The organism is Caballeronia sp. DA-9 (assembly GCF_051615025.1).
GTDB classification, from domain to species: domain Bacteria; phylum Pseudomonadota; class Gammaproteobacteria; order Burkholderiales; family Burkholderiaceae; genus Caballeronia; species Caballeronia sordidicola.
Genome location: NZ_CP195133.1, coordinates 374,095 through 397,937, shown reverse-complemented (window position 1 = coordinate 397,937; position 23,843 = coordinate 374,095). Strand labels below are relative to the sequence as shown.

General features: G+C 60.0%; 26 protein-coding genes and 1 tRNA gene. 19 read left to right on the top strand and 8 right to left on the bottom strand.

Going from position 1 to position 23,843, the window contains the following annotated elements:
* Window positions 1–136 precede the first annotated feature (136 nt).
* Genes ACRWA7_RS18065 through ACRWA7_RS18055 form a run of 3 tightly spaced genes read right to left on the bottom strand, consistent with a single transcriptional unit; the run spans window position 137 to window position 3,367 of the window.
* Window positions 137–751, bottom strand: a complete 615-nt coding sequence (locus ACRWA7_RS18065) for a LysE family translocator (RefSeq protein WP_438395288.1) — start codon at window positions 749–751, stop codon at window positions 137–139.
* Between the two features lie 18 nt (window positions 752–769).
* Complete coding sequence (locus tag ACRWA7_RS18060; RefSeq protein WP_438395286.1) at window positions 770–1,345, bottom strand: adenine phosphoribosyltransferase; 576 nt, start codon at window positions 1,343–1,345, stop codon at window positions 770–772.
* Window positions 1,346–1,363: 18 nt separating this feature from the next.
* Window positions 1,364–3,367, bottom strand: a complete 2,004-nt coding sequence (locus ACRWA7_RS18055; RefSeq protein ID WP_060817278.1) for a monovalent cation:proton antiporter family protein — start codon at window positions 3,365–3,367, stop codon at window positions 1,364–1,366.
* Between the two features lie 172 nt (window positions 3,368–3,539).
* Between ACRWA7_RS18055 and kdsD the strand changes: the two genes are divergently transcribed.
* The 11 genes from kdsD to ACRWA7_RS18000 all read left to right on the top strand — a co-directional run bounded on the left by kdsD (window position 3,540) and on the right by ACRWA7_RS18000 (window position 13,132).
* The gene (kdsD, locus tag ACRWA7_RS18050; RefSeq protein WP_060817279.1) at window positions 3,540–4,523 is read left to right on the top strand and encodes an arabinose 5-phosphate isomerase KdsD; all 984 of its coding nucleotides are present in this window, start codon (window positions 3,540–3,542) and stop codon (window positions 4,521–4,523) included.
* Complete coding sequence (locus ACRWA7_RS18045; RefSeq protein ID WP_438395284.1) at window positions 4,523–5,086, top strand: KdsC family phosphatase; 564 nt, start codon at window positions 4,523–4,525, stop codon at window positions 5,084–5,086. The genes kdsD and ACRWA7_RS18045 overlap by 1 nt, the downstream gene beginning before the upstream one ends.
* Window positions 5,087–5,091: 5 nt before the next feature.
* Window positions 5,092–5,691, top strand: a complete 600-nt coding sequence (gene lptC, locus ACRWA7_RS18040; RefSeq protein WP_438395282.1) for an LPS export ABC transporter periplasmic protein LptC — start codon at window positions 5,092–5,094, stop codon at window positions 5,689–5,691.
* A gap of 48 nt (window positions 5,692–5,739) precedes the next feature.
* Entirely contained in the window at window positions 5,740–6,438 is a 699-nt protein-coding gene (gene lptA, locus ACRWA7_RS18035; protein ID WP_060817282.1) for a lipopolysaccharide transport periplasmic protein LptA, read from the top strand.
* An 11-nt stretch (window positions 6,439–6,449) separates the two neighbouring features.
* Window positions 6,450–7,217 carry an LPS export ABC transporter ATP-binding protein gene (gene lptB / locus ACRWA7_RS18030; protein WP_200945735.1) on the top strand — a complete coding sequence of 256 codons (768 nt, stop codon included), beginning with the start codon at window positions 6,450–6,452 and terminating at the stop codon, window positions 7,215–7,217.
* 175 nt (window positions 7,218–7,392) lie between these two features.
* On the top strand, window positions 7,393–8,910 hold the full coding sequence (locus ACRWA7_RS18025) for an RNA polymerase factor sigma-54 (RefSeq protein WP_438395281.1): 1,518 nt from the start codon (window positions 7,393–7,395) through the stop codon (window positions 8,908–8,910).
* Window positions 8,911–9,083: 173 nt separating this feature from the next.
* Complete coding sequence (hpf, locus tag ACRWA7_RS18020; protein WP_060817284.1) at window positions 9,084–9,437, top strand: ribosome hibernation-promoting factor, HPF/YfiA family; 354 nt, start codon at window positions 9,084–9,086, stop codon at window positions 9,435–9,437.
* 455 nt (window positions 9,438–9,892) lie between these two features.
* Complete coding sequence (ptsN, locus tag ACRWA7_RS18015; RefSeq protein WP_056357931.1) at window positions 9,893–10,348, top strand: PTS IIA-like nitrogen regulatory protein PtsN; 456 nt, start codon at window positions 9,893–9,895, stop codon at window positions 10,346–10,348.
* Window positions 10,349–10,510: 162 nt separating this feature from the next.
* Entirely contained in the window at window positions 10,511–11,479 is a 969-nt protein-coding gene (gene hprK, locus ACRWA7_RS18010) for an HPr(Ser) kinase/phosphatase (RefSeq protein WP_031357600.1), read from the top strand.
* Window positions 11,480–11,568: 89 nt separating this feature from the next.
* Complete coding sequence (gene rapZ / locus ACRWA7_RS18005; protein ID WP_438395280.1) at window positions 11,569–12,465, top strand: RNase adapter RapZ; 897 nt, start codon at window positions 11,569–11,571, stop codon at window positions 12,463–12,465.
* Window positions 12,466–12,499: 34 nt separating this feature from the next.
* On the top strand, window positions 12,500–13,132 hold the full coding sequence (locus ACRWA7_RS18000; RefSeq protein ID WP_438395278.1) for an LON peptidase substrate-binding domain-containing protein: 633 nt from the start codon (window positions 12,500–12,502) through the stop codon (window positions 13,130–13,132).
* Window positions 13,133–13,150: 18 nt separating this feature from the next.
* Here the strand turns inward: ACRWA7_RS18000 and mutY are convergent, their stop codons facing one another.
* Both mutY and mutM read right to left on the bottom strand, forming a co-directional pair.
* Window positions 13,151–14,209 carry an A/G-specific adenine glycosylase gene (gene mutY / locus ACRWA7_RS17995; RefSeq protein ID WP_438395276.1) on the bottom strand — a complete coding sequence of 353 codons (1,059 nt, stop codon included), beginning with the start codon at window positions 14,207–14,209 and terminating at the stop codon, window positions 13,151–13,153.
* Between the two features lie 5 nt (window positions 14,210–14,214).
* Window positions 14,215–15,045: a bifunctional DNA-formamidopyrimidine glycosylase/DNA-(apurinic or apyrimidinic site) lyase gene (mutM, locus tag ACRWA7_RS17990; protein WP_438395274.1), complete on the bottom strand. Its 831-nt coding sequence runs from the start codon at window positions 15,043–15,045 to the stop codon at window positions 14,215–14,217.
* Window positions 15,046–15,130: 85 nt separating this feature from the next.
* Here mutM and ACRWA7_RS17985 point away from each other — a divergent pair, with 85 nt between their 5' ends.
* The 8 genes from ACRWA7_RS17985 (at window position 15,131) to hisC (ending at window position 22,332) form a co-directional block, all read left to right on the top strand.
* Window positions 15,131–16,999, top strand: coding sequence for a tetratricopeptide repeat protein (locus ACRWA7_RS17985; RefSeq protein ID WP_438395272.1), 1,869 nt, complete (start codon window positions 15,131–15,133; stop codon window positions 16,997–16,999).
* A gap of 11 nt (window positions 17,000–17,010) precedes the next feature.
* Window positions 17,011–17,631: a lipoprotein insertase outer membrane protein LolB gene (gene lolB / locus ACRWA7_RS17980; RefSeq protein ID WP_438395271.1), complete on the top strand. Its 621-nt coding sequence runs from the start codon at window positions 17,011–17,013 to the stop codon at window positions 17,629–17,631.
* Between the two features lie 52 nt (window positions 17,632–17,683).
* Window positions 17,684–18,559, top strand: a complete 876-nt coding sequence (gene ispE / locus ACRWA7_RS17975) for a 4-(cytidine 5'-diphospho)-2-C-methyl-D-erythritol kinase (protein WP_438396686.1) — start codon at window positions 17,684–17,686, stop codon at window positions 18,557–18,559.
* A gap of 55 nt (window positions 18,560–18,614) precedes the next feature.
* Window positions 18,615–18,691: transfer RNA gene (locus tag ACRWA7_RS17970), tRNA-Gln, on the top strand.
* Between the two features lie 49 nt (window positions 18,692–18,740).
* Window positions 18,741–19,694: a ribose-phosphate pyrophosphokinase gene (locus tag ACRWA7_RS17965; protein ID WP_060817293.1), complete on the top strand. Its 954-nt coding sequence runs from the start codon at window positions 18,741–18,743 to the stop codon at window positions 19,692–19,694.
* Between the two features lie 162 nt (window positions 19,695–19,856).
* The gene (locus tag ACRWA7_RS17960; protein ID WP_060817294.1) at window positions 19,857–20,486 is read left to right on the top strand and encodes a 50S ribosomal protein L25/general stress protein Ctc; all 630 of its coding nucleotides are present in this window, start codon (window positions 19,857–19,859) and stop codon (window positions 20,484–20,486) included.
* A gap of 151 nt (window positions 20,487–20,637) precedes the next feature.
* Entirely contained in the window at window positions 20,638–21,240 is a 603-nt protein-coding gene (pth, locus tag ACRWA7_RS17955) for an aminoacyl-tRNA hydrolase (RefSeq protein WP_060817295.1), read from the top strand.
* A gap of 27 nt (window positions 21,241–21,267) precedes the next feature.
* The gene (gene hisC / locus ACRWA7_RS17950; RefSeq protein WP_438395270.1) at window positions 21,268–22,332 is read left to right on the top strand and encodes a histidinol-phosphate transaminase; all 1,065 of its coding nucleotides are present in this window, start codon (window positions 21,268–21,270) and stop codon (window positions 22,330–22,332) included.
* Window positions 22,333–22,349: 17 nt separating this feature from the next.
* Here hisC and ACRWA7_RS17945 read toward each other — a convergent pair whose 3' ends face one another.
* From ACRWA7_RS17945 to ACRWA7_RS17935, 3 genes are all read right to left on the bottom strand, one after another.
* A complete protein-coding gene (locus tag ACRWA7_RS17945; RefSeq protein WP_060817297.1) occupies window positions 22,350–22,607 on the bottom strand; it encodes a YfhL family 4Fe-4S dicluster ferredoxin in 258 nt (85 codons plus the stop codon).
* Between the two features lie 287 nt (window positions 22,608–22,894).
* Window positions 22,895–23,200, bottom strand: coding sequence for a hypothetical protein (locus tag ACRWA7_RS17940; RefSeq protein WP_438395269.1), 306 nt, complete (start codon window positions 23,198–23,200; stop codon window positions 22,895–22,897).
* 32 nt (window positions 23,201–23,232) lie between these two features.
* Entirely contained in the window at window positions 23,233–23,610 is a 378-nt protein-coding gene (locus ACRWA7_RS17935; RefSeq protein WP_438395268.1) for a hypothetical protein, read from the bottom strand.
* Window positions 23,611–23,843 lie beyond the last annotated feature (233 nt).

The window sequence follows — 23,843 nt, the reverse complement described above, 5'->3', positions numbered from 1 at the left end:
TATCTGCTTGGGACCTCAAAAGAACGGTTGCCGCCATAACCACCAACACCTGAAACCCTCCCCCTCCGAACCCCTACATCCACACGCTTCGCCATCAGCGCTCTCGGGCAAGCTCTTGTGCTTCTGCGCGTTTTCTTTAATCTTTTATCGCTACGCGGATTCCTAATCCTATGAAAGTCGCGCCCGCTAACCTGTCCAACCATATGCCTACCTTCGGGCGGCGCTTCAAATATGCTCCAATCATTCCCGCCGCCACGCCAAACGCCGAGAACACCACGACCGTCTGGAGCATGAATACTCCGCCCAATTCGAACATCTGCAACATCACACTTTGCACTCCATGCGGATTTACGAACTGCGGCAGGAATACGATGAAAAATAACGTCACCTTCGGATTCAACAGATTGCCAATCACGCTCTGACGAAATACCACCGTCAACGGCTGGCTCGGCCGCTCATGCGCACTCGATAACCCCTTGCTCCGAATCGCCTTGATTCCAATCCAGATCAAATAGGCCGCACCCGCCAACTTCACAATCTCAAAAGCAATCGGCGATGACTTCAATAACGCCGCCACACCCAGTGCGGCCAGCGTCGTGTGAAACGAAATGCCCGCCGCAAAACCTAATGCCGCGACCAGTCCCGCCGCACGTCCCTGGGATATTCCCCGCGCCAACACTTGCAGGTTATCGGGCCCCGGCGCAGCCGTTATTGCTATGGACGCCGCAAGAAACAAAAGGAAATTTGGCATAGTTTGAAGACGCTCCCATCAATGACCGTCGAATTCGCAAACCGTGAATAATGGCAACCCGGATTCGCGCAGCAATTTCGATCCGCCCAGCGCCGGCAAATCAACTATCGCCGCACCCTCCACCACCACCGCGCCCAACCGCTCCAGCAAGATCTTGCCGGCCATCATCGTGCCGCCGGTCGCAATCAAGTCATCCACAATCACCACGCGCTCGCCAGGCTTGCACGCGTCTTCATGGATCTCGACAGTCGCGCTGCCGTACTCAAGCTCGTACGACTGCGACAAGGTCTTGTACGGCAACTTCCCCTTCTTACGGATCGGCACGAAACCCAGACTCAATTCATAAGCGAGAATCGGCCCGATAATAAAACCACGCGCATCAAGTCCCGCTATCGTGTCAATGCGCGCATCTATATAGCGCTGCACCAGCAGATCAATCAACGTGCGCAACGCACGCCGGTCCTGCAACACAGGCGTGATATCGCGGAATTGCACGCCGGGTTGCGGCCAGTCGGGAACGGTGCGGATTCGCTCGCGGATGAAACTCGCGGGATTGGACAAGGCGGGCGCCGCCGGCGCTGCGATTGAGGACATGTTCTCTCCGGAAAAACGTCAGGCTGCCGCGCCCGCACGGCGATTGCGCGACAACCGCTCTTCAGCCCGCTGCAGCGCTTCAGGCAAACCGCGCAGCACGACAATATCGCTCGCGCGCAACTTGGTGTCAGGATCAGGCTCCACGCCACGAATCCCATGCCGCCGAATCGCCGTCACCTCGACGCCATCATCAACCAGCCCAAGTTCGTCAAGCGTACGGCCGACGGCGTCGGCGTTTTCGTCGACGGGAACCGATTGTAGCCGCACCTGCTCCCGGCGTTCCTCGTCATCGGTATCATCCGCGCCGTGAAAATAGCCGCGCAGCAAGCTGTAACGCTCGTCCCGCATCTCTTCCACACGACGCACCACGCGACGCATCGGCACACCCATCAGCACGAGCGTATGCGAAGCCAGCATCAAGCTGCCTTCCACGATCTCCGGAATCACTTCCGTCGCGCCCGATGCAATCAGCTTCTCAAGGTCGGCGTCGTCGACGGTACGCACAATGGTCGGCAACGTGGGCTCCAGTTCGTGAATGCTGTGCAACACACGCAACGCGGACGGCGTATTCGCAAACGTGATGGCGACCGTCGCCGCCCGATGCAAACCGGCCGCGACCAGCGCCTCGCGCCGCCCGGCGTCGCCGTACACCACGCTTTCACCCGCCGCGGCGGCCGCCGTCACGCGATCGGGATCCAGGTCGAGCGCAACGTAAGATAAGCCTTCGTGCTCAAGCATGCGCGCCAGGTTCTGCCCCGCGCGGCCGTAGCCGCAAATGATCACGTGGCCACTCTGCTTCAGGCTTTGCGTGGCAATGCGCGTCATTTGCAACGATTGCCGCAACCATTCCGTCGATGAAAGCCGCAGCACAATCCTGTCGGCGTTCTGGATGATGAACGGCGCGGCGAGCATGGAAAGCAGCATCGAAGAAAGAATGGCCTGCAGCAGAACAGGCTCGACAAGATGTTTGTCGAGGATCAGGTTCAGCAGCACGAAACCGAACTCGCCGGCTTGCGCGAGGTTCAGGCCGGTGCGCATGGCGACACCCGGCGGCGAACCGAAAAGCCGCGCCAGTCCGGTGATCATCACGGCCTTGAGCAAAATAGGCACAACGAAAAACGTGGCCACGAGAAACGGATGTTCCCAGATCACGCGCGGATTGAGCAGCATGCCGGTCGTCACGAAGAAGAGGCCGAGCAGCACGTCGCGAAACGGCTTGATGTCCTCTTCCACCTGATGCCGGTAAGGCGTCTCCGCAATCAGCATCCCCGCAATGAAAGCGCCGAGCGCGAGCGACAGGCCGAATTTATCGGTGATGAACGCGGCGCCCAGCGTCACCAGCAACAGGTTCAGCATGAAGAGTTCTTGCGAACGCCGGCGCGCCACAATGTTGAACCATCGCGTCATGAACTTCTGGCCGATGAACAACAACACCGTCAGCGCAACCACGATCTTCACGGCGGCAATGGCGAGCCAGAACGCCAGCTCCTTCGAATTCCCGTTGCCAAAGGCCGCAATGATGATCAGGAGCGGCACCACGGCCAGATCCTGGAACAGCAGCACACCGAAGATATTGCGGCCATGCTCGGATTCGAGTTCGAGCCGTTCGGCGAGCATTTTCGAAACAATCGCGGTGGACGACATGGACAACGCGCCGCCAAGCGCGATGCTCGCTTCCCACGACATGCCGGTCCAGAAATTCGCGATCCATCCAAACAGCAGCGCGAGCAGGATCGTCCCGCCGACCTGGCTCGCGCCAAGTCCGAACACAATCCTTCGCATCGACCTCAACTTCGAAAGCGAGAACTCAAGCCCGATGGAAAACATCAGGAATACAACGCCGAATTCGGCGAGATGCTGCGCGCGCTCGCTATCCGGGGCAATGCCCGCGGCATGCGGCCCGACAATGATCCCGACCGCCAGATACCCCAGCATGGGCGGCAGGTTGAAAAACCGGAACACGACGACGCCGCCCACTGAACACAGCAGTAACAGCAACGTCATTTCAAGCGGAGAAGTCATCCGTCTAGCATCCTCGTTGGTCGTTGGATTGCAGATCGGCCTCCCCGCGCGCTCGAATCAGCGCGGCTGAAGCACGACCTGCATGGGCGGATGAGCGCGGTAGCGCCGCTGGCCAAAAGCCCTGCGGCGCCCGTCCGGCGCGGCATAAAGGTGCCTTTGATATACTCCGCGCATGATAGCGAAAATCAATGGCGACCGGGCACTCGCGCTGGCTCGCACCGTGCTCGAAATTGAAGCCGACGCTGTGCGAGGCCTGTCTGCTCAACTCGATGACAACTTCACCGGCGCCGTGGAATTCCTGCTCGGATGCAAAGGCCGCGTGGTGGTATCGGGCATCGGAAAGTCCGGGCATATCGCCCGCAAATTCGCGGCTACGCTCGCGAGCACCGGCACGCCCGGTTTCTTCGTTCATCCAGCGGAAGCCAGCCACGGCGATCTTGGCATGGTAACCGCTGACGACGTGTTTATCGCGTTATCGAATTCTGGCGAAACTTCTGAACTCGTCGCCATCCTGCCGATCATCAAGCGCCTCGGCGCCAAGCTGATCGCCATCACGGGAAGCCCCGAATCCAGCCTCGCGAAACTCGCCGACGTGCATTTGAACGCGCACGTCGACAAGGAAGCCTGTCCGATGAACCTGTCGCCCACGGCCAGCACGACCGCGGTTCTGGCGCTGAGCGACGCGCTCGCGGTCGCCGTGCTCGACGCCCGCGGCTTCGGTCCGGACGACTTCGCGCGCTCGCATCCGGGCGGCGCGCTCGGTCGCCGCCTGCTGACCTACGTTCGCGACGTGATGCGCGTGGGACCCGAAGTGCCGGTCGTATCCCTCGACGCCACCGTGTCCGACGCCCTCTTCCAGATCACCGCGAAGCGCATGGGCATGACGGCCGTGGTCAACGAAAACAATCACGTGGAAGGCATTTTCACCGACGGCGACCTGCGCCGCATCCTCCAGCGCGACGGCGATTTCCGCGCGCTGCCGCTGGCGGACGTCATGACGCGCCATCCGCAAACCATCGGTCCTGACCATCTCGCGGTGGAAGCGGTGGAACTGATGGAGCGCTATCGCATCAATCAGATGCTCGTCGTGGATGAAAACGCAATCCTGATTGGCGCTTTGAACATGCACGACCTCTTTTCCAAGAAGGTAATCTGATGTCGACTCTTTCCTTCACGCCCGATGTTGCCGCAACGGAAGACGTGCGCAGTCGCGCAAGCCGCGTGAAGCTGATGATTTTCGACATCGACGGCGTTTTCACCGACGGCAGCCTGTTCTTCACGGCCGCCGGCGACGCCATGAAGTCCTTCAATTCACTCGACGGCCACGGCGTGAAGATGCTGCAATCGGTGGGCGTGCAAACGGCCATCATCACGGGCCGCAACTCGGGCATCGTCGCGGCGCGCGCGGGCGAACTGGGCATCACGCACATCCACCAGGGCGTCGCCGATAAAACCGTCGCGCTGGCCGAACTGCTGCAAGGCACCGGCATTGCAGCGAGCGAATGCGGCTACATGGGCGACGACTGGCCGGATCTCGCGGTCATGCGCCTGTGCGGTTTTTCCGCCGCGCCGGCGAACGCGCACGAAGAAGTGCTGCAACGCGCGCATTTCGCGGCATCGAAACGTGGCGGTGAAGGCGCGGTGCGCGAAGTGTGCGACGCGATCCTGCGTGCGCAGGACCGCTATGACGGCCTGCTTGCAGCGGCCATTGGAGCCTGAATCCCATGGCGCGCCCGACCAAACTGACCTCGCTGTTACCGCTCGTCGCCATGGCGGCCCTTGCCGGCATCACGTACTGGTTGCTGCAGGCCACGCTGCCGCCGCCGCAAACGCCGGAACGCCCGAAAGAACACGCGCCCGACTACTTCGCCAACAACTTTTCGGTCTCCGAACTCGACACCACCGGTACGACGCAATACCGGCTGACGGCGATCTCGATGGTGCATTACGAGGACGACGAAAACAGCGACCTGGTCAAGCCGGCGATGCGCATGTTCCAGCCGCTGAAGCCCACTGTCACCGCGACTTCGGAGCGCGGGACGGTGAACGGCGATGTATCGATTGTCGATTTATACGAAAACGCCCATTTGCTGCGCGTGGCGGGTTTCGGCGATCCGCAGATGACGGCGGATTCCGAGCACTTCCGGATCCTCGTGAACGACGATGTCATCGAAACAGAAAAGCCGGTTAAACTTCAGCGCGGTCCGTCCGTGATGACGGGCGACGGCATGAACTACAACAATGCGACCCGGGTAATGAAGCTCTTCGGGACGGTACGCGGCCAGATTGCCGCCTCCGACACGCTCGGCACCTCGTCCAGATAAACCCGGCAGTTCCGACGAATTGCGCTTAATCCATTCAAGTGTGACTGCATGAACAAACCGTTTCCCCGACCCGAATCAGGCCGTCTGCGTGCAGCGCGCGCTGCATTTATGCACCGCGCCGCACGCTTCGTGCAATTCGGGATTACGGCAGCTTGCGTGGCGTTGCCGCTGGCGGGTTTCGCCCCGGCAGCGCACGCCGAACGCGCCGACAACGACAAGCCGCTGAACATTGAAGCGGACAACATGACCTATGACGACCTGAAGCAGGTCAACATTTTCACGGGTCACGTGGTCGCGACCAAAGGCACGATCATCATCAAGGCCGACCGCGTGGACGTCACGCAGGACCCGCAGGGTTATCAGTACGCAACCGGCACGTCGACGGGCAGCAATCTCTCGTATTTCCGCCAGAAACGCGACGGCCTGGATGAATATATCGAAGGCAATGCCGTGCGGATCGACTACGACGGCAAACAGGACCTCACCACGCTCACCACGCGCGCAGTGGTGCGCCGTCTCGTGGGGTTGACCAAGATTCAGGACGAAGTGCACGGCAGCGTTATCACCTACGACGGCCAGAAAGACTTCTATACGGCGAAAGCCGGCAAGGACGTCGCGGGTCCCGGCAACCCCACGGGCCGCGTGCGCGCCATGCTCGCGCCGCGCAACGGCGGTGCAGCGCCGCTGACCGGCGCGCCGGCCACGCTCACCCCGTCCAACACGATGCAAGGATCGCCGCAGCCGTGAATTCGCCCGCCATGCCTCATCGAAAGCCGGAGGGAACGAGCAGTTCGCTCACCGTCCGCAATCTGAAAAAACGCTACGGCTCGCGCACAGTCGTGAAAGACGTGTCGCTCGACGTCAAAAGCGGTGAAGTGGTCGGGCTGCTCGGACCGAATGGCGCGGGCAAGACGACTTCGTTCTACATGATCGTCGGCCTGGTTCCGCTTGACGCAGGCGAAATCGAACTCGACGGCACGTCAATCAGCTTGTTGCCGATCCACCAGCGCGCGCGCCTCGGGCTGTCTTATCTGCCGCAGGAAGCATCGGTGTTCCGCAAGCTCACGGTCGAGCAGAACATCCGCGCGGTGTTGGAATTGCAGACCGGCGAGAACGATAAACCGCTCTCCAAGCAGGCGATCACGGACCGGGCGGAAGCATTGCTTGACGAACTCCAGATCGCGCATCTGCGTGAAAATCCGGCGCTGTCGCTCTCGGGCGGTGAACGCCGCCGAGTCGAAATTGCCCGCGCGCTCGCGACCAATCCCGCTTTCATCCTGCTCGACGAGCCCTTCGCGGGCGTCGATCCTATCGCGGTGCTGGAAATCCAGAAGATCGTGAAGTTCCTGAAGCAGCGGAACATCGGCGTGCTGATCACGGACCACAACGTGCGCGAGACGCTCGGCATTTGCGACCACGCGTACATCATCAGCGACGGCAGCGTGCTCGCGGCCGGCGCGCCGAGTGAGATCATCGAAAACGAGAGTGTGCGGCGCGTGTATCTCGGCGAACATTTCCGCATGTGACGGCGTGAACGGACGCCTCGCGGTGCCACAAAGCCCCTGTGGGCGGCAATGCGTGGCCTTGAAGCGTCCTCAAGCAATTCTTACGTGCCGCCCGCGGGCGGCACGCTTGTTTTTGGCCGATCCCCGCGAGGTTTCGCGCCCGTGGCAAACTCTCTACAATGATTAAAACCTTGCCATGAAAGCCAGCCTCCAACTTCGCCTATCGCAGCATCTTGCGCTGACCCCACAACTGCAGCAGTCCATCCGGCTGCTGCAGTTGTCGACGCTCGAATTGCAGCAGGAAGTCGCGATGGCTGTCGCGCAGAACCCCTTGCTCGAAAACGAGGACGACTGGACCACCAGTCCGCTGCGCGTGGCGGCGGACGGATCGCTGATCACGTCGGGGGCATCGGTGAATGCGCCCGAGCCCATGATGAGCAACGGTACGTCGTCGAGCAGTAGCACGACTGAGCGCTCGGAAAATGGCGACCCTCAAGGTGTCGATGAATACAACGGCATGAGTTCGTCGGACAACGGCCCGGATTCCAGTTCGTGGAATCTGGAAGACTATGGCCGCTCGAACAGCGGCTCAGATGACGACGACCTGCCCCCGCTGCAAATCCACGAATCCACCACCACGCTGCGCGATCACCTGATGTCGCAGTTGCGCATGACGAAAGCGAATCAGCGCGATCGTGCGCTGATTACCTTTCTGATCGAATCCCTTGACGAAGACGGGTATCTCACTTCGTCGCTTGACGAGGTCAAAGCCGATCTGCCAGAGGAACTCGAGGTCGATCTTGATGAGCTGAGCGCCGCGCTCGCGCTATTGCAGAGCTTCGATCCATCAGGCGTCGGCGGGCGCTCGGCATCGGAATGTCTGAAGCTGCAATTGTTGCGGCTCGCGCCATCGCCCATCAGGACGCTCGCGCTGGATATTGTCATGCATCATCTGGAGTTGCTCGCCGCTCGCGACTTCACCCGGCTTCGCAAGCAACTCAAAGCCTCCGATGACGCACTGCGGGATGCGCACTTGCTGATCCGTTCGCTCGAACCGTTTCCGGGCGCGGCATTTGGCAAGAGCGAGGCGGACTATGTCGTGCCGGACATTCTGGTGCGCAAGATGTCGAGCGGATGGACTGCAGAATTGAATCCGGAAATCGTGCCCCGGCTTCGAATCAATCACCTGTACGCAAATATTCTACGCAACAATCGCGGCGATCCGGGCAGTGGCTCGTTGCGTCAGCAACTGCAGGAAGCGCGCTGGCTGATCAAGAATATTCAACAAAGATTCGAGACGATTCTTCGCGTTGCACAAGCAATTGTGGAACGTCAGAAGAACTTTTTCGCACATGGTGAAATTGCAATGCGGCCCTTGGTTTTGAGGGAGATTGCTGATACGCTGGGTTTACACGAATCCACCGTCTCACGTGTGACAACCGGTAAGTACATGCTCACCCCATTCGGGACGCTTGAATTCAAGTACTTCTTCGGATCACATGTTTCCACCGACACGGGTGGCGCGGCATCGTCCACGGCGATCCGGGCCCTCATCAAGCAACTGATAGGAGCTGAAGACTCAAAATCTCCTCTTTCAGACAGCCGCATCGCCGAATTGCTGGCGGAACAAGGATTCGTGGTGGCGCGCCGCACGGTGGCCAAATATCGCGAAGCCCTGAAAATTCCGGCAGTGAACCTGCGAAAGTCTCTGTAGCCCGCTGCATGTTGCGGCGGGCCTTTACCGGCCGCGTCGCGAATACGTGAACGAGCCGGCCAATGCGTTTCCCGATCCGTTCCGCCGTTCCATGGAGTGGCCAACCGCGGGCGCAGCGACCGGTTTTCAGCAGCGGAAAAGCGACCAGGCGGCCATTAGCTTGGAGAGCAACTATGAATCTGCAGATCAGTGGACACCATCTCGAATTGACGCCTGCGTTGCGAGAATATGTGATCACCAAACTGGATAGAGTGCTACGGCACTTCGATCAGGTGATCGACGGCAGTGTGGTCCTCTCGGTCGACAATCATAGGGAAAAGGACAAGCGGCAAAAGGTTGAAATCAACCTGCACCTGAAAGGCAAGGACATCTTCATCGAAAGTTGTGACGTTGATATGTACGCGGCGATCGACCTGATGGTCGACAAGCTGGATCGGCAAGTCATCCGCCATAAGGACAAGATCCAGGGCCATGCGCATGCAACAATGAAGTACGCACCGCAAGAAAGCGAAGCGCCCGCGCCGTAATTTGACGGGCGTGTTTAGAGGTTTGCATCAAAAGTTGGCCGGCGTAGCGGGAAAACGGATTTTTCCGATGCGCCGGAGTCCGGACGAAGCATTGCCGGACTGCAACCGGGAGGAGCCGCCTGACAGCAGGCGGCTTTTTTGTCTCCGGCAATCCGGGTTGTCTTTTGCCGGGCGTTTGCAGATGAAGCTTCGATTGCTGACTGTTGCGTTCCTGGCACCAAACGCGCGGACCGTATTGCGCGCCGCACCATCGCTCAGGACGCTGTTCTATAATGATCCGGATAATGCCGGGGTTGTTTACATCGGAATGAAACGAGCGGAATGAAACGAGCGAGTGAAGCCAGATCTCGGTCTTCCGCGCATTCCTAACCAAAATCACCGTGAGCGCTCAGTGCACTTGAGCTTCTGAAGTCGCCACCGTGAGGAGAATTCAGGCCACGCATCTGCCTGCCAACATGAATCGTTTAGCCAAATTTCTTCCCCTCGAAAATGTCGTCCTCGGACTGTCCGTCACCAGCAAGAAACGCGTATTCGAGCAAGCGGGCCTGATCTTCGAGAACCAGAACGGCATTGGCCGCAGCACCGTCACCGACAATCTCTTCGCGCGCGAGCGCCTCGGCTCGACCGGTCTGGGCGAAGGTGTCGCCATTCCCCACGGGCGTATCAAGGGCCTGAAGCATCCGCTTGCGGCGTTCGTGCGTCTCGCCGAGCCCATCGCTTTCGAATCGCCGGATGGCCAGCCCGTGTCGCTGCTGATCTTTCTGCTTGTCCCGGAGCAGGCCACGCAACAGCACCTTGAAATCCTGTCCGAGATCGCGCAGTTATTGTCCGATCGGGACACGCGCGAACGCCTGAACACCGAAGAAAACCGTGAGGCGCTGCATCAGCTTCTCACGCAATGGCAACCGTAAGTCCGTCAAACCTGCTTGAAACCACGCACATGGCGCGAGCAGCCCTCTCGCGCCGGCGGCCCTTCTAGCGCACAATCAGTCCTATTGAGCGGAGCATTGATCGGGCCAACCCAGCCCCTTCGATTGCCCAGCGCTCGCGGCCCCTCACGGAGTTCCGGCCTCATGGATACGTCCAGCATCAACGCCCAGAGTATTTTCGACGACAACGCCGCCGCGCTGAAACTCAGTTGGCTGACGGGTCACGAAGGCTGGGAACGCGGTTTCTCGACAGAGACAGTCGCCAATGCCACATCGAGCGCCGATCTGGTCGGCCACTTGAACCTGATTCACCCCAATCGCATCCAGGTACTCGGCGACGCCGAAATCACCTACTACCAGCGTCAGTCCGACGAAGACCGCTCGCGCAACATGGCGGAACTGATCGCGCTCGAGCCGCCTTTCCTGGTGGTCGCGGGTGAAGTCGGCGCACCGCCCGAACTGGTCTTGCGATGCACGCGTTCGTCCACTCCGCTTTTCACCACGCGCATGTCCGCGGCGGCCGTGATCGACAGCCTGCGGCTTTACATGTCCCGGATACTCGCGCCGCGCGCAACGCTTCACGGCGTATTTCTCGATATCCTCGGCATGGGCGTGCTGCTCACCGGCGACTCGGGCCTCGGCAAAAGCGAGCTTGGGCTGGAGCTGATCAGCCGTGGTCATGGTCTTGTCGCGGACGACGCCGTAGACTTCGTGCGCCTCGGCCCCGATTTTGTCGAGGGACGCTGCCCGCCGCTGCTGCAGAATTTGCTCGAAGTGCGCGGTCTCGGCCTGCTGGACATCAAAACCATCTTTGGTGAAACGGCGGTTCGGCGGAAAATGAAGCTCAAGCTGATCGTTCAGCTCGTGCGGCGTCCGGACGGCGAATTCCAGCGCTTGCCTCTGGAAAGCCAGGCTGTCGATGTGCTCGGTTTGCCGATCAGCAAGGTAACCATTCAGGTCGCGGCCGGCCGGAACCTCGCCGTGCTGGTCGAGGCGGCAGTGCGCAATACGATTCTGCAACTGCGGGGTATCGATACGCTGCGGGATTTCATGGATCGTCAGCGCCTTGCCATGCAGGATCCGGAGAGCCAGTTCCCCGGCAAGCTGATCTGACCGGGTCACGCTAACCGGTCGCGCCGGCGCCGTCGGGACCCGAACCTTTTGCTCAAGCGAACGAGTCCAACTGACCGAGTCCTCCATTCATGCGCATCATCCTGATTACCGGCATTTCCGGCTCTGGCAAGTCCGTCGCGCTGAACGCGCTCGAAGACGCCGGCTATTATTGTGTCGACAACTTGCCGCCGCGCTTTTTGCCCGAACTCGCGGCGTATCTCGACTCACAAGGACAAGCACGCCTGGCGGTCGCTATCGACGCGCGTTCGAGCCGTTCGCTCGATGAAGTCCCGGCCATCATCAACGGCCTCACGCAATTGTTCGATGTTCGCGTGCTGTTCCTCAACGCCAGCACGCAATCGCTCATCCAGCGGTTTTCCGAAACGCGCCGCCGTCATCCGTTATCGGGTTCGCCCACGCACGACGCCGATGTCGGGCTGCACACTTCGCTTGGCGAAGCGATCGAGCGCGAGCGCGAACTGGTCTCGGGACTCGCGGAATTCGGCCATCAGATCGACACCAGCAATCTGCGCGCGAACGTCTTGCGCGCCTGGGTCAAGAGCTTCGTGGAGCAGGAAACGGCTGGCCTCACGCTGATGTTCGAGTCGTTTGGATTCAAGCGCGGCGTGCCGCTCGACGCCGATTTTGTCTTCGATGTCCGAACGCTCCCGAATCCCTATTACGATCGCGAACTGCGGCCGCTCACGGGCCTGGACCAGCCGGTCATCGATTTCCTGCTGGCGCAGCCAATGGTTCACCAGATGATCGATGACATCGGCACATTCATTGCAAAATGGTTGCCGCAGTTCCGGGAAGACAACCGCAGTTACCTCACGGTGGCGATCGGCTGCACGGGCGGACAACATCGCTCGGTATTCATTGCCCAGACGCTGGCCGCGCGTTTTGGCGAGAAAGCCAATGTGATTGTGCGGCATCGCGACGCACCCATCGCCCTCGATGGCCACGTCGCGCCCTTGCAAACCTGATCGCCCTCGGGCGGCCTTTTTAAAGAAGCGCGCGATGTCCACCAATCCCCTTCTCGCCGACCTGCCGCTGTTTCCTTTGCACACCGTGCTGTTTCCCGGTGGCCGCCTCCCCTTGAAAATCTTCGAAGCGCGCTATCTCGACATGGCGCGCGCGTGCTTGCGCGAAGGCACGCCGTTTGGCGTCTGCTTGCTGAAAAGCGGCAACGAGATCGCGTCGCCGGGGGATCCGTCGGTGCCGGAGAGCATTGGATGTCTCGCCGAGATCACGCAATGCGACGTGGACACGTTCGGCATGCTGCTGATCCAGGCGCGCGGCACGACGCGTTTCCGGCTGCTTTCGCACCGTGTGGAACCGAGCAATCTGCTGGTCGGCGTGGCGGAGACGATTGGCGACGACGCACCGCTGGAAGACGCCGAGGCGCTGGTGAAGTTCGGTGCGTGCGCGGAGGTCCTGGAGCGGATTATCGATGCGATCAAGGCGCGCGATCCGAAAGATCTGCCGTTCAACGAGCCATTCCTGCTCGATGACCCAACGTGGGTATCGAACCGTTTGTCGGAGATTCTGCCCATTCCCATGCGCGCCCGGCAAAAGCTGATGGAACTGGAAGACGCGGCGGCGCGCATTGATGTCGTGCATCACTACATGCAGCAGCATCAGTTGCTTTGAAGCTGTTTTAAGACCGCCTTAAATCAGCGATCCCTGCAGCGCGTCGAGGAGTTTGCGCACCGGCGCGGGCACGCCATAAGCATCGATATTCGATAGCGGCGCCCAGACCGTGTGGTTATCGGCGAGTTCGGTTGCAGCGTCCGCGCGCCCGAGACGCGGCTCGATATCCAGCTTGAAATGCGTGAACGTGTGCGTGAACGGGCTCAGGCGCTGAAGCTCGTTCGTGCCGCCAAGGCTATGCGCGACCGCCGCCAGCGCGTCTTCGTCGGCGGCTTCGGGAAGGCTCCATAAACCGCCCCAAATGCCGCTCGGCGGGCGTTTTTCCAGAAGAACCGTATCGCCGTCCTGCAAAACCAGCATCCAGGTCTTGCGCGTCGGCACCGTCTTTTTCGGCCGCGCCGCCGGCAACTCTTTTTGCCGTCCCGTCACGTTCGCCACGCAATCCGGCGCGAACGGGCAACGCGCGCAATCCGGCTTGCCGCGCACGCAAAGCGTCGCGCCCAGATCCATCAAACCCTGCGTGTAGGCCGTGACTTCGTCCTTGTGGGCCGCATCGGGCAGCAGCGATTCGGCGAGCGTCCACATCGCGTTCTCGACTTTCTTTTCGCCCGGGAATCCTTCCACGCCGAACACGCGGGCAAGCACGCGCTTCACGTTGCCATCGAGGATCGTGGCGCGAGCGCCATAGGCAAACGACGCAATCGCCGCCGCCGTCGAGCGGCCAATCCCGGGCAATTCAGCGAGTTCATCGACGCTGCGGGGAAACTCGCCGCCATGTTCGGTCGCGACGGCGTCGGCGCATCGATGCAGATTTCGAGCCCGCGAGTAGTAGCCAAGCCCCGCCCAGAGCGCCATGACGTCGTCGACAGGCGCGGCGGCGAGTGCGTTGACGTCGGGGAAACGTTCGAGAAAACGCGCGTAATACGGAATCACCGTCGAAACCTGCGTTTGCTGCAGCATGATTTCGGACAGCCAGATCCGGTATGCGTCGCGCGTGTTTTGCCACGGCAGGTCGTGGCGGCCGTGAACGCGTTGCCACGCGATCAGGCGCGCGGAGAAGTCGGTGAGCTGGAGCATGTCGGCTAGCGCTGGCAGCGCGGGCAAAAGTACGTGGATCGCTGGCCCTGCACGATGTGTTTGATGGCCGCTCCGCAAACGTGGCACGGCAAGCCGGCGCGATCATAGACGAAATAATCGAGCTGGAAATAACCCGACTCACCGTTGCTGCCAACGAAATCGCGCAAGGTGCTGCCGCCTTTTTCGATGGCATCCGCAAGCGTCGCGCGCACGGCGCCGGCGAGGAGATCGTAGCGCACGAGCGAGACGCGGCCGGCCGCGACCGTCGGGCGGATTCCCGCGCGAAACAGGCTTTCGGAAGCATAGATATTGCCGACGCCCACGACCATCGTGCCCGCGAGCAGCGCCTGTTTCACGGACACCTTGCGCCCGCGCGTCATGCGGTACATCAAGGAACCGGAAAATCCGGCGGAGAACGGCTCGACGCCAAGCCCCGCAAGCAACGGATGATCGAGAACGTCGCCGTCGTCGCGCGCATGCCAGAGCACCGCGCCAAAGCGTCGCGGGTCCCGGAAGCGCAAAATGAAGTCGTCGAAGATCAAATCGATATGATCATGCTTCGCGGCTTCAGGCGGACGCGGGACATTGCGCAAAACCCGCAGCGTTCCCGTCATGCCAAGATGCACGATCAGCCAACCGTCAGAGGTTTCGAACAGCAGGTACTTGCCGCGCCGTTCGACCTTGTCGATTTTCAGCGCCTTCATCGTCTTTGAAAGGTGCGCGGGAATGGGCCATCGAAGCGCGGGTGTGCGGATATCGACACGCTCGACCCGGCGTCCGGCCACGAACGGTTCAATACCGCGTCGGGTTACTTCGACTTCCGGCAACTCTGGCATGTTTTACTGGTCTGCAACTTGCTGTGGGATGTGCGCGTATTGTAGCGAGCGCGTTACAATCGACTGAAACATTGATCGGATTTCCATGAACTTGTCCTTCGTTAAGTTGTTTTCGAAGCAGCGTGCAGCAGCGGCTGAAACGATTGCGGCACGCGGTAAGCCGGTCTCCCCGAACAGGCTGGCGGCAGCCGTTGCGCTCGCCGTCACCGTGTTCGCGCTTGCCCCTGCCCATGCGCAAAGTCCCGCGCAACTTCCCACTCCGGATGACGACCAGTCGTCGATCAGCGCGGCCGACCTGATCACCGCGCCGCCCACAGGCAAGGAAACACAGGACCTGCCTAATATTGCAACGTCCAGCCAGATCGTGTTCCAGGTGCTCGCGGCCGAAGTCGCGTTGCAGCGTAACCAGGCCGCGCCGGCGTACCAGACCTATCTGGCGCTCGCCCGCGACACCCATGATCCGCGTTTCGCGCAGCGCGCGACCGAGATTGCAATCGCCGCACAAAGTCCCAACGACGCGCTGACATCCGTCCAGCTTTGGCAGCAGTTTTCGCCGAATTCGGAGCGCGCGGCGCAGTTGAGCGCGTCGCTGCTGATCCTGTCCGGCAAGCCCGACGACGCCGAGCCAATCCTCACCAGCGAACTCGCGAAGATTCCCGCCGAGCAACGCGGCGACGCGATCATCTCGTTGCAGATCCTGCTCTCGCGCGGGCCGAACCGCGTAGGCGGGCTGAACGTGTTGAAGGATCTGGTCAAGAACGACATGGACCGGCCGGAGACGCAACTGGCGCTTGCCCGTCAGCAAATCGCCGCCGACGACCAGCCGGGCGCGAAGGCATCGCTTGAAAAGGCGCTGCAACTCAAACCCGACTACTTGCCCGCCGCGTTGACGCTCGCGCGCATGGGTCCGAATGAACGCAACGAAGGAATCGCTTCGTTCGAAAATTATCTCGACAAGAATCCGAAATCGCATGATGCGCGGCTCGCGCTCGCGCAACTGTATTTATCGGCGGATCGGCTCGATGACGCCCAGAAGCAGTTCGAAATCATGCGCAAGAACGACGCGAAGGATCTGACGCCGTTGATGGCGCTCGCGTTGATCAACATCCAGAAGAAGCAGCCGGACAAGGCGAAGGATTACCTGACCCAATACGCCAAGGCGGCCGAAGGCACGCCGGGCGCTGATCCGGGTCAGGCGTACATCTATCTCGCGCAATTGGCGCTCGATCAAAAAGACGACGCCGCGGCGAACCAGTGGCTCGACAAGATTACCCGTTCAAGCCAGCAGTATTTGCCCGCGCAAGTGACGCGCGCGCAGATCCTTGCAAACCACGGCAAGGTCGACGAAGCGCGTCAGTTGCTCGGCGGCCTGCAGACGTCCGACCCGCGCGACCTCGCTTTGCTCGCGCGCACCGACGCCTCGCTGCTGTTTCAGGCGCAGCGTTATCCGGAGGCGGAGACGGCTTTGTCGAAGGCCACGGCGGCTTTCCCCGACGACCCCGATCTCACCTATGACTACGCAATGGCTGCGGAAAAAAACGGCCATTACGACGTCATGGAAACGCAGCTTCGCAAGCTGATGAGGACGCAGCCCGACAATCCGCAGGCGTACAACGCGCTCGGCTATTCGCTTGTCGATCGCAACCAGCGGCTCGACGAAGCAGTGAAGCTGATTGAAAAAGCCGTGTCGCTGGCGCCGAACGATGCGTTCATCATGGACAGCCTGGGCTGGGCGAAGTACCGGCAGGGCAATGACGCCGAAGCAGCGAGCATTCTGAAGAAAGCCTACGATCTTCAGCCGAACGCCGAAATCGGCGCCCATCTTGGTGAAGTGCAGTGGAAATCGGGGCAGCAGGACCAGGCGCGCAGCACGTGGCGTCAGGCGCAAAAGCTTGAACCGGGCAACGACACGCTCGTCAAAACGCTCAAACGATTCCAGGTGAACGACCTTTGAAATTGAATGCAATGAATGTCCTGAATGGCCAGCGCGCCCGACGCGGCGCCCTGGCGTTGATGGCGGCGGGTGCCGTGGTTCTCTCCGGTTGCGCGGTCAAGCCGCGGGTTCCGACTACATCGAATGCGGCAACGGCGATCACCGCGCAGACCAGCCGCGCGTATCACGGCCGTTTTGCGGTCCAGTACGACGACCAGAACGGTCAACAACGCAACGCGTACGGAAACTTCGACTGGCAGGAAACAGGTGACACCGTCACGCTGCAATTGCGCAATCCGCTTGGGCAGACCATGGCTATCGTGACGTCTTCGCCCTCTTCGGCCACGCTGGAATTGCCGAATCGCGAACCGCAAACGGCGGACAACGTTTCTGACCTGATGCGCAATACCCTGGGCTTCGCGTTACCGGTGGAAGGTTTGCGCTACTGGCTGCAACCGTCGCCGGCGCCTACGTCCCGGGCGCGCACGACCATGGATTCATCGTCGCAAAATGATCGCCTGAAGCAAATCAAGCAGGACGGCTGGACAGTCGACTACCTGGCCTACGCCGACGCACCCGCAACCGGCGTGAAACGCGTGAACCTGTCGCGCGAAGAGCCGCCGCTCGATATCAAGCTCGTTCTCGACCAGTAACGTTTTTGCACCTACAAGCATGTCTTCCACACAACCGGGCTCATTGCGTCCGCTGGCCGACGCGTCGCTGCGCAATTGCCTCGCGCCGGCGAAGCTCAATCTTTTCCTGCACATAACGGGGCGTCGGCCGGATGGCTATCACGCGCTCCAGACAGTATTCCAGTTGCTTGACTGGGGCGACCTGCTGCACTTCACCCGCCGTGACGATGGCGTGATTGCCCGTAAGACCGACGTCCCGGGCGTGCGGGAAGCCGACGATCTTGTCGTTCGCGCCGCGCGCCTGCTGCAGTCGGCAACCGGCACCCCCCTTGGCGTAAACATAGAAATTGATAAAATACTGCCTATGGGCGCGGGTCTCGGCGGTGGCAGTTCTGACGCCGCGACCACGCTGCTAGCATTGAATCGCTTATGGGGCGTGAACTTGCCGCGGCAAGCGTTGCAAAACCTGGCGTTGAAACTCGGTGCGGACGTGCCGTTTTTCATCTTCGGACGCAATGCTTTTGCGGAAGGCGTGGGCGAAGCGCTGCAAGTAGTCGATCTGCCAAAGCGTTTCTTTCTGGTGGTGAGTCCTGCGGTGCATGTCCCAACTGCCGCGATTTTTTCAGAGAAAGCGTTGACAAGGGACTCAAAAGTCCTCACAATAACGGACTTCCTTGCACAACATAGTTCTGACACAGATTGGCCTGACGCTTTCGGCCGAAATGACATGCAGGCGGTTGTGGTTGAGAAGTACGCGGAAGTAGCTCAGGTGCTGGAGTGGTTTTCGAACCTTGCACCTGCGCGAATGACCGGATCTGGAGCGAGTGTGTTTGCCGCTTTTCGTAGTAAAGCCGAAGCTGAGATGGCGCAAGCCAAACTCCCGGCAAGCTGGAAAAGCACTGTGACCGAAAGCCTGGATTCGCATCCTCTCTTTGCTTTCGCGTCGTAAAGTTTTGTTTTGACGGGTTTGTCCTACACTACCCGGCAGAACTCAAAGTTAGTGTAGGGGAGTCGCCAAGTTGGTTAAGGCACTGGATTTTGATTCCAGCATGCGAAGGTTCGAATCCTTCTTCCCCTGCCATTAATTTCTCGCGTTTTTCCTCTCGCCCCAGCCAAGAAACAGGTGCACGATGAGCAGTGACGGCCTGATGGTATTCACTGGCAACGCGAATCCCGCGCTTGCACAGGAAGTCGTCAAGATCCTTGGAATCCCGCTTGGCAAGGCAATGGTCAGCCGCTTCTCCGACGGCGAAATCATGGTCGAGATCCAGGAAAACGTGCGTGGCAAGGACGTGTTCGTGCTGCAGTCCACTTGCGCGCCGACCAACGACACGCTGATGGAACTCATGATCATGGTCGATGCGCTCAAGCGCGCATCCGCTGGCCGGATCACCGCCGCCATCCCGTACTTTGGTTATGCCCGCCAGGATCGCCGTCCACGTTCAGCTCGCGTCGCCATCTCGGCGAAAGTCGTAGCGAACATGCTGGAAATTGCAGGTGTGGATCGTGTCATCACCATGGACCTCCACGCCGACCAGATCCAGGGTTTTTTCGACATTCCGGTCGACAATATTTACGCAACGCCTGTTCTGCTCGGCGATCTGCGCAAGCAAAATCACGAAAACCTGCTGGTTGTGTCGCCTGACGTGGGCGGCGTGATTCGCGCACGGGCGCTGGCCAAGCAACTCAACACCGATCTCGCGATCATCGACAAGCGTCGCCCGAAGGCGAACGTCGCTGAAGTGATGAACATCATCGGTGAAGTGGAAGGCCGCACGTGCGTGATCATGGACGACATGGTCGACACAGCCGGCACGCTCTGCAAGGCAGCACAGGTTTTGAAGCAACGCGGCGCGACGAAAGTGTTCGCGTATGCCACGCACCCGGTATTGTCGGGCGGCGCGGGTGAGCGGATCTCGGCGTCGGAGCTTGATGAACTCGTGGTGACCGACACCATTCCCCTCTCGGACGAAGCGCGCGGGTGCTCGAAGGTGCGTGTCCTGTCGAGCGCGGGATTGCTGGCCGAAACGTTCTCGCGGATCAGGCGCGGCGACTCGGTCATGTCGCTGTTCGCAGAAGGTTGAAGAAGGTTGAAAGTATTTGCGGTTGAGCGGGGCGAATAGCTTCGCAATATCGCGTAATCGGTTCAGACGAACGAAGGCCTGAACCGCTGCTCTGGGGCTGGACGCTTTCGCGGACAGCCCCGTTTTCACTGCCTGGTCGCGGGCAGATTATGGAGTTGAATCATGAAAGTAGTCGCTTTTGAGCGCAATCTGCAAGGTACGGGTGCGAGCCGCCGCCTGCGTAACTCGGGCAAGACGCCGGGTATCGTATATGGCGCAAACGCTGAAGCTCTGGCTGTTGAACTCGATCACAACGCCCTTTGGCACGCGCTGAAGAAAGAAGTTTTCCATTCGTCGATTCTCGAACTGGAAGTGGCCGGCAAGACGCAACAAGTCCTGCTGCGCGACGTGCAATACCATCCGTTCAAGCAGATGGTCCTGCACGTTGACTTCCAACGTGTCGATTCATCGAAGAAGCTGCACACCAAGGTTCCGGTTCACTTCCTGAATCAGGAAACGAACCCGGCCGTGAAGACGGCTGGCGCGGTCATCACCCACGTGCTGAACGAAATCGAAATCGAATGTCTGCCGGCTGACCTGCCGGAATTCGTCGAACTCGATCTGGCCAAGATCGAAGCGGGTCAGGCGTTGCACGTGAAGGACATCGTCTTGCCGAAGGGCGTGGCGCTGGTCGCTCACCTCGACGCAGAAAACCCGGTTATCGCTTCGGCGACCATTCCGGCTGCCGTTGTGTCCGACGAAGCTGCTTCGGGCGATGCTGCTGCAAGCGAAGGCGACAAGCCGGCTGCATAAGTACGCCCAAGCCTGTACGCTTGAGTCCACTCTTTGGAGTGGACAAAGCGACCCGCCGTTGCTCTGCTCCGGCGGGTTTTTTTTAGCCTTTTTCTAGCTGGGTTGCTGGCTTGCTGTGCAATCGCGAGCACGTGCACCACCACGACTGAACATGATCAAACTGATCGTCGGGCTCGGCAATCCGGGCGCCGAATACACCGCGACGCGTCACAACGCCGGCTTCTGGTTTGTCGATCAACTGGCGCGCGACGCAGGCGCCTCGTTGCGCGACGAACGCCGGTTTCACGGCCATTACGGGCGCGGCCGGCTCAACGGCAACGAAATTCATCTGCTCGAGCCGCAGACGTTCATGAATCGATCGGGGCAATCGGTCGTGGCCGTCGCGCAGTTCTTCAAGATCCTGCCGGACGAGATTCTCGTCGCGCACGATGAACTCGATTTGTCGCCGGGTACCGTCAAGCTGAAGCTTGGCGGCGGCAGCGGCGGCCATAACGGCTTGAAGGATATTTCCGCGCATCTTTCGTCGCAGCAATATTGGCGGTTGCGCATTGGCATCGGGCATCCGCGCGATCTGATTCCCGAAGCTTCGCGCGCCGGTGCGAAACCCGACGTCGCCAACTTCGTGCTGAAACCGCCGCGCCGCGAAGAACAGGACGTGATCGATGCATCGATTGAACGGGCGCTCGCGGTCATGCCGTTTGCGATCAACAACGAGATGGAGCGCGCGATGATGAATCTGCATCGCGCCGGCTGAACACCATTGCACAGCAAGGAGCGAAACGTGAGCCGTTTCTGGAGCGACATTGTTGGCAAGCTGACGCCGTATGTGCCGGGTGAACAACCCGCGCTTGCGCGTCCCGTGAAGCTCAACACGAACGAAAATCCGTATCCGCCGTCGCCGCGCGTTATGGATGCCATTCATCGCGAACTCGGGAACGACGGTGATTCGCTGCGCAAATATCCCGATCCAACCGCGCGCGCCTTGCGCGAGACCATTGCCCGGCATCACGGGTTGCGCGCGGAACAGGTGTTCGTTGGCAACGGCTCCGATGAAGTCCTAGCGCATGCGTTCCAGGCGCTGCTCAAGCATGACGCGCCGATCCGCTTCCCCGACATCACCTACAGCTTTTACCCGGTGTACGCGCAGTTGTATGGCGTCGCGTTCGACGCTGTGCCGCTGAACGCGGATTTCGGCATCGATGTCGATGATTATCGTGCGCCCAATGGCGGCGTGTTGTTGCCGAATCCGAACGCGCCCACGGGCCGCGCTTTGCCGCTCGATGAGATTAGGGTCCTGCTCGCGGCCAATCCGGATTCGGTTGTCGTGATCGATGAAGCGTATGTGGATTTCGGCGCGCAATCCGCAGCAGCCTTGGTCGATGAACATCCGAATCTGCTGGTCGTTCAGACGTTGTCGAAGGCGCGTTCGCTGGCCGGCATGCGCGTGGGATATGCACTTGGTCATGAAGCGCTGATCGAGGCGCTCACGCGGGTGAAGGACAGTTTCAACTCGTATCCGCTGGACCGGCTGGCGCAAGTCGCGGCCATCGCGGCATTCGAGGACGACGCGCATTTTCGCAGTACCTGCGCGAAGGTGATCGCAAGCCGCGAGCGGTTATCGGGGGAATTAAAGGCTTTGGGATTCGATGTCGTACCATCGGCTGCGAATTTCGTATTCGCGCGCCATCCGGCGCGAGACGCCGCCGCGCTCGCGGCGAGCCTGAAGGAGAAGGAAATTTTTGTGCGGCATTTCAAGCTGCCGCGCATCGATCAGCATCTGCGAATCACCATTGGCACCGACGCCGAATGCGACGCGCTCCTGGCCGCGTTGCGCGCGGTGCTGTAACCACGCCGGGCGCTAGTTCACGCGCCCTTCGCCTTCATCAACGCGTGATATTTCGCCATCAACTGGATGGGATTTTCGTCATGCGCCGGGTCGCGCGGAATGCACTCGACCGGGCAAACCTGCTGGCATTGCGGTTCGTCGAAGTGTCCGACGCATTCGGTGCACTTGTTCGGGTCGATCACATAGATGTCGACACCCATCGATATGGCGTCGTTCGGGCACTCGGGCTCGCACACGTCGCAATTGATGCACTCGTCGGTAATAAACAGGGCCATGCTGCCGCAACTTTGCTAGAAAAAACAATACATTATAGCTTTTCAGCCTTCCGCACGGTCATGCAAAATTCCCCGAAATTCATGTTTGCGTGTTGCCGCTGAGTTGCACAGAAGTTGCAAATTTTGCAGCGCGCAAAGTCCAGGCAGCACGCCAAGCCATGAGTAACAAGACGTTTGGGCACAATCGCGACGTCAGCGAGCCCGAGTGCCCGAACGACGCGATTTCGATGGGCCCGGAAATCGACGAGTTTGACCCGAGCGCAGACAACTCGATATGAGTGACCCGCTCAGCTCCGCAACCATTTGTCATTGAAGCGCTCGCGGAAGGGCTCGATGATCTCTTCAAAGCGTGTAAAGCCCTCTTCCCGCATCTGACGCGCAAACGACACACTCCTTTCCGTTCCTGTCACTGCGGCCCAGAAAAAATGGACGATTCCGGCTGCGTCGCGACCACTCATTCGCGCCAACGTCATACGGATGCCAGCCTTGAGCTTCGAAGAAGCATGATCTGAGTCGAGAATCGGATTGAACACCGTCTCGTTTAGATACGCGAGGACTTCGGCTTTCTTCTGCTCGTTTCTTGAGATTTGCATGTCTTCCCCTTCGGATGGCGACTGTTCCTTTACTACACGCGCTTATAGATTGCCTTGTTTCCGCTCGTTCGGCCCACATGGACTGCGATCTGCGGCGTGCTGCCCTCAACGGCCTTACGAAATGCTTTGCCGAAAATTTTGCGCTCACCAGCGTTCAGCGCCTTCCAATCATCCGGTAGGCACACGCCATCGGTATGAAAGGTGGCATCCGCTGGCAAGGCCCTAGCGTGGTCAACCGCCCTAGCGACAATCCCAGTGATATCCAAATCCCTTGCGTCGCTCTCATCTGGCTCGTCTAACGCGTCGCGAATCGCTTCTTCAATGAACGCGTCGAAATTAATCTTCCGCTCGATACACTCACTCAGCGCCTTCGCCAGCAGCGCGTCATCAAACTCAATGCAAGCCTTCATCACGACTCTCCTCTATTGATGAGTGGCAATGAGAGAATCATATGACATGTTTTTCCCGATGTAAAGGAGTGATCTCATTTGTTGATGAGAAGCGTGATGAGTGACAGCGTGTCGGTTCGACCGACACTTGCCGCGAGAAGAAATGCTTAGATTGAGCAAGCGGATGCAGGCACCGTTGTGAGCCACACTACTGGCGCAGTCCAACCCGCCAACATCACAGTAGCCGTACGACG

What these genes read in the sequence shown, in the direction of transcription:
- mutY (WP_438395276.1), bottom strand. Translation starts at nt 14,209, where the DNA reads ATGCTCCAGCTCACCGACTTCTCCGCGCGCCTGATCGCGTGGCAACGC.
- rapZ (WP_438395280.1), top strand. Translation starts at nt 11,569, where the DNA reads ATGCGCATCATCCTGATTACCGGCATTTCCGGCTCTGGCAAGTCCGTC.
- hprK (WP_031357600.1), top strand. Translation starts at nt 10,511, where the DNA reads ATGGATACGTCCAGCATCAACGCCCAGAGTATTTTCGACGACAACGCC.
- ACRWA7_RS17935 (WP_438395268.1), bottom strand. Translation starts at nt 23,610, where the DNA reads ATGAAGGCTTGCATTGAGTTTGATGACGCGCTGCTGGCGAAGGCGCTG.
- ACRWA7_RS17940 (WP_438395269.1), bottom strand. Translation starts at nt 23,200, where the DNA reads ATGCAAATCTCAAGAAACGAGCAGAAGAAAGCCGAAGTCCTCGCGTAT.
- pth (WP_060817295.1), top strand. Translation starts at nt 20,638, where the DNA reads ATGATCAAACTGATCGTCGGGCTCGGCAATCCGGGCGCCGAATACACC.
- ACRWA7_RS18025 (WP_438395281.1), top strand. Translation starts at nt 7,393, where the DNA reads ATGAAAGCCAGCCTCCAACTTCGCCTATCGCAGCATCTTGCGCTGACC.
- ACRWA7_RS18060 (WP_438395286.1), bottom strand. Translation starts at nt 1,345, where the DNA reads ATGTCCTCAATCGCAGCGCCGGCGGCGCCCGCCTTGTCCAATCCCGCG.
- ACRWA7_RS17985 (WP_438395272.1), top strand. Translation starts at nt 15,131, where the DNA reads ATGAACTTGTCCTTCGTTAAGTTGTTTTCGAAGCAGCGTGCAGCAGCG.
- ACRWA7_RS17965 (WP_060817293.1), top strand. Translation starts at nt 18,741, where the DNA reads ATGAGCAGTGACGGCCTGATGGTATTCACTGGCAACGCGAATCCCGCG.
- ACRWA7_RS18045 (WP_438395284.1), top strand. Translation starts at nt 4,523, where the DNA reads ATGTCGACTCTTTCCTTCACGCCCGATGTTGCCGCAACGGAAGACGTG.
- ACRWA7_RS17945 (WP_060817297.1), bottom strand. Translation starts at nt 22,607, where the DNA reads ATGGCCCTGTTTATTACCGACGAGTGCATCAATTGCGACGTGTGCGAG.
- lptC (WP_438395282.1), top strand. Translation starts at nt 5,092, where the DNA reads ATGGCGCGCCCGACCAAACTGACCTCGCTGTTACCGCTCGTCGCCATG.
- lptA (WP_060817282.1), top strand. Translation starts at nt 5,740, where the DNA reads ATGAACAAACCGTTTCCCCGACCCGAATCAGGCCGTCTGCGTGCAGCG.
- ptsN (WP_056357931.1), top strand. Translation starts at nt 9,893, where the DNA reads ATGAATCGTTTAGCCAAATTTCTTCCCCTCGAAAATGTCGTCCTCGGA.
- ACRWA7_RS17960 (WP_060817294.1), top strand. Translation starts at nt 19,857, where the DNA reads ATGAAAGTAGTCGCTTTTGAGCGCAATCTGCAAGGTACGGGTGCGAGC.
- mutM (WP_438395274.1), bottom strand. Translation starts at nt 15,045, where the DNA reads ATGCCAGAGTTGCCGGAAGTCGAAGTAACCCGACGCGGTATTGAACCG.
- lolB (WP_438395271.1), top strand. Translation starts at nt 17,011, where the DNA reads ATGAATGTCCTGAATGGCCAGCGCGCCCGACGCGGCGCCCTGGCGTTG.
- lptB (WP_200945735.1), top strand. Translation starts at nt 6,450, where the DNA reads ATGCCTCATCGAAAGCCGGAGGGAACGAGCAGTTCGCTCACCGTCCGC.
- hpf (WP_060817284.1), top strand. Translation starts at nt 9,084, where the DNA reads ATGAATCTGCAGATCAGTGGACACCATCTCGAATTGACGCCTGCGTTG.
- kdsD (WP_060817279.1), top strand. Translation starts at nt 3,540, where the DNA reads ATGATAGCGAAAATCAATGGCGACCGGGCACTCGCGCTGGCTCGCACC.
- ACRWA7_RS18055 (WP_060817278.1), bottom strand. Translation starts at nt 3,367, where the DNA reads ATGACTTCTCCGCTTGAAATGACGTTGCTGTTACTGCTGTGTTCAGTG.
- ACRWA7_RS18000 (WP_438395278.1), top strand. Translation starts at nt 12,500, where the DNA reads ATGTCCACCAATCCCCTTCTCGCCGACCTGCCGCTGTTTCCTTTGCAC.
- ACRWA7_RS18065 (WP_438395288.1), bottom strand. Translation starts at nt 751, where the DNA reads ATGCCAAATTTCCTTTTGTTTCTTGCGGCGTCCATAGCAATAACGGCT.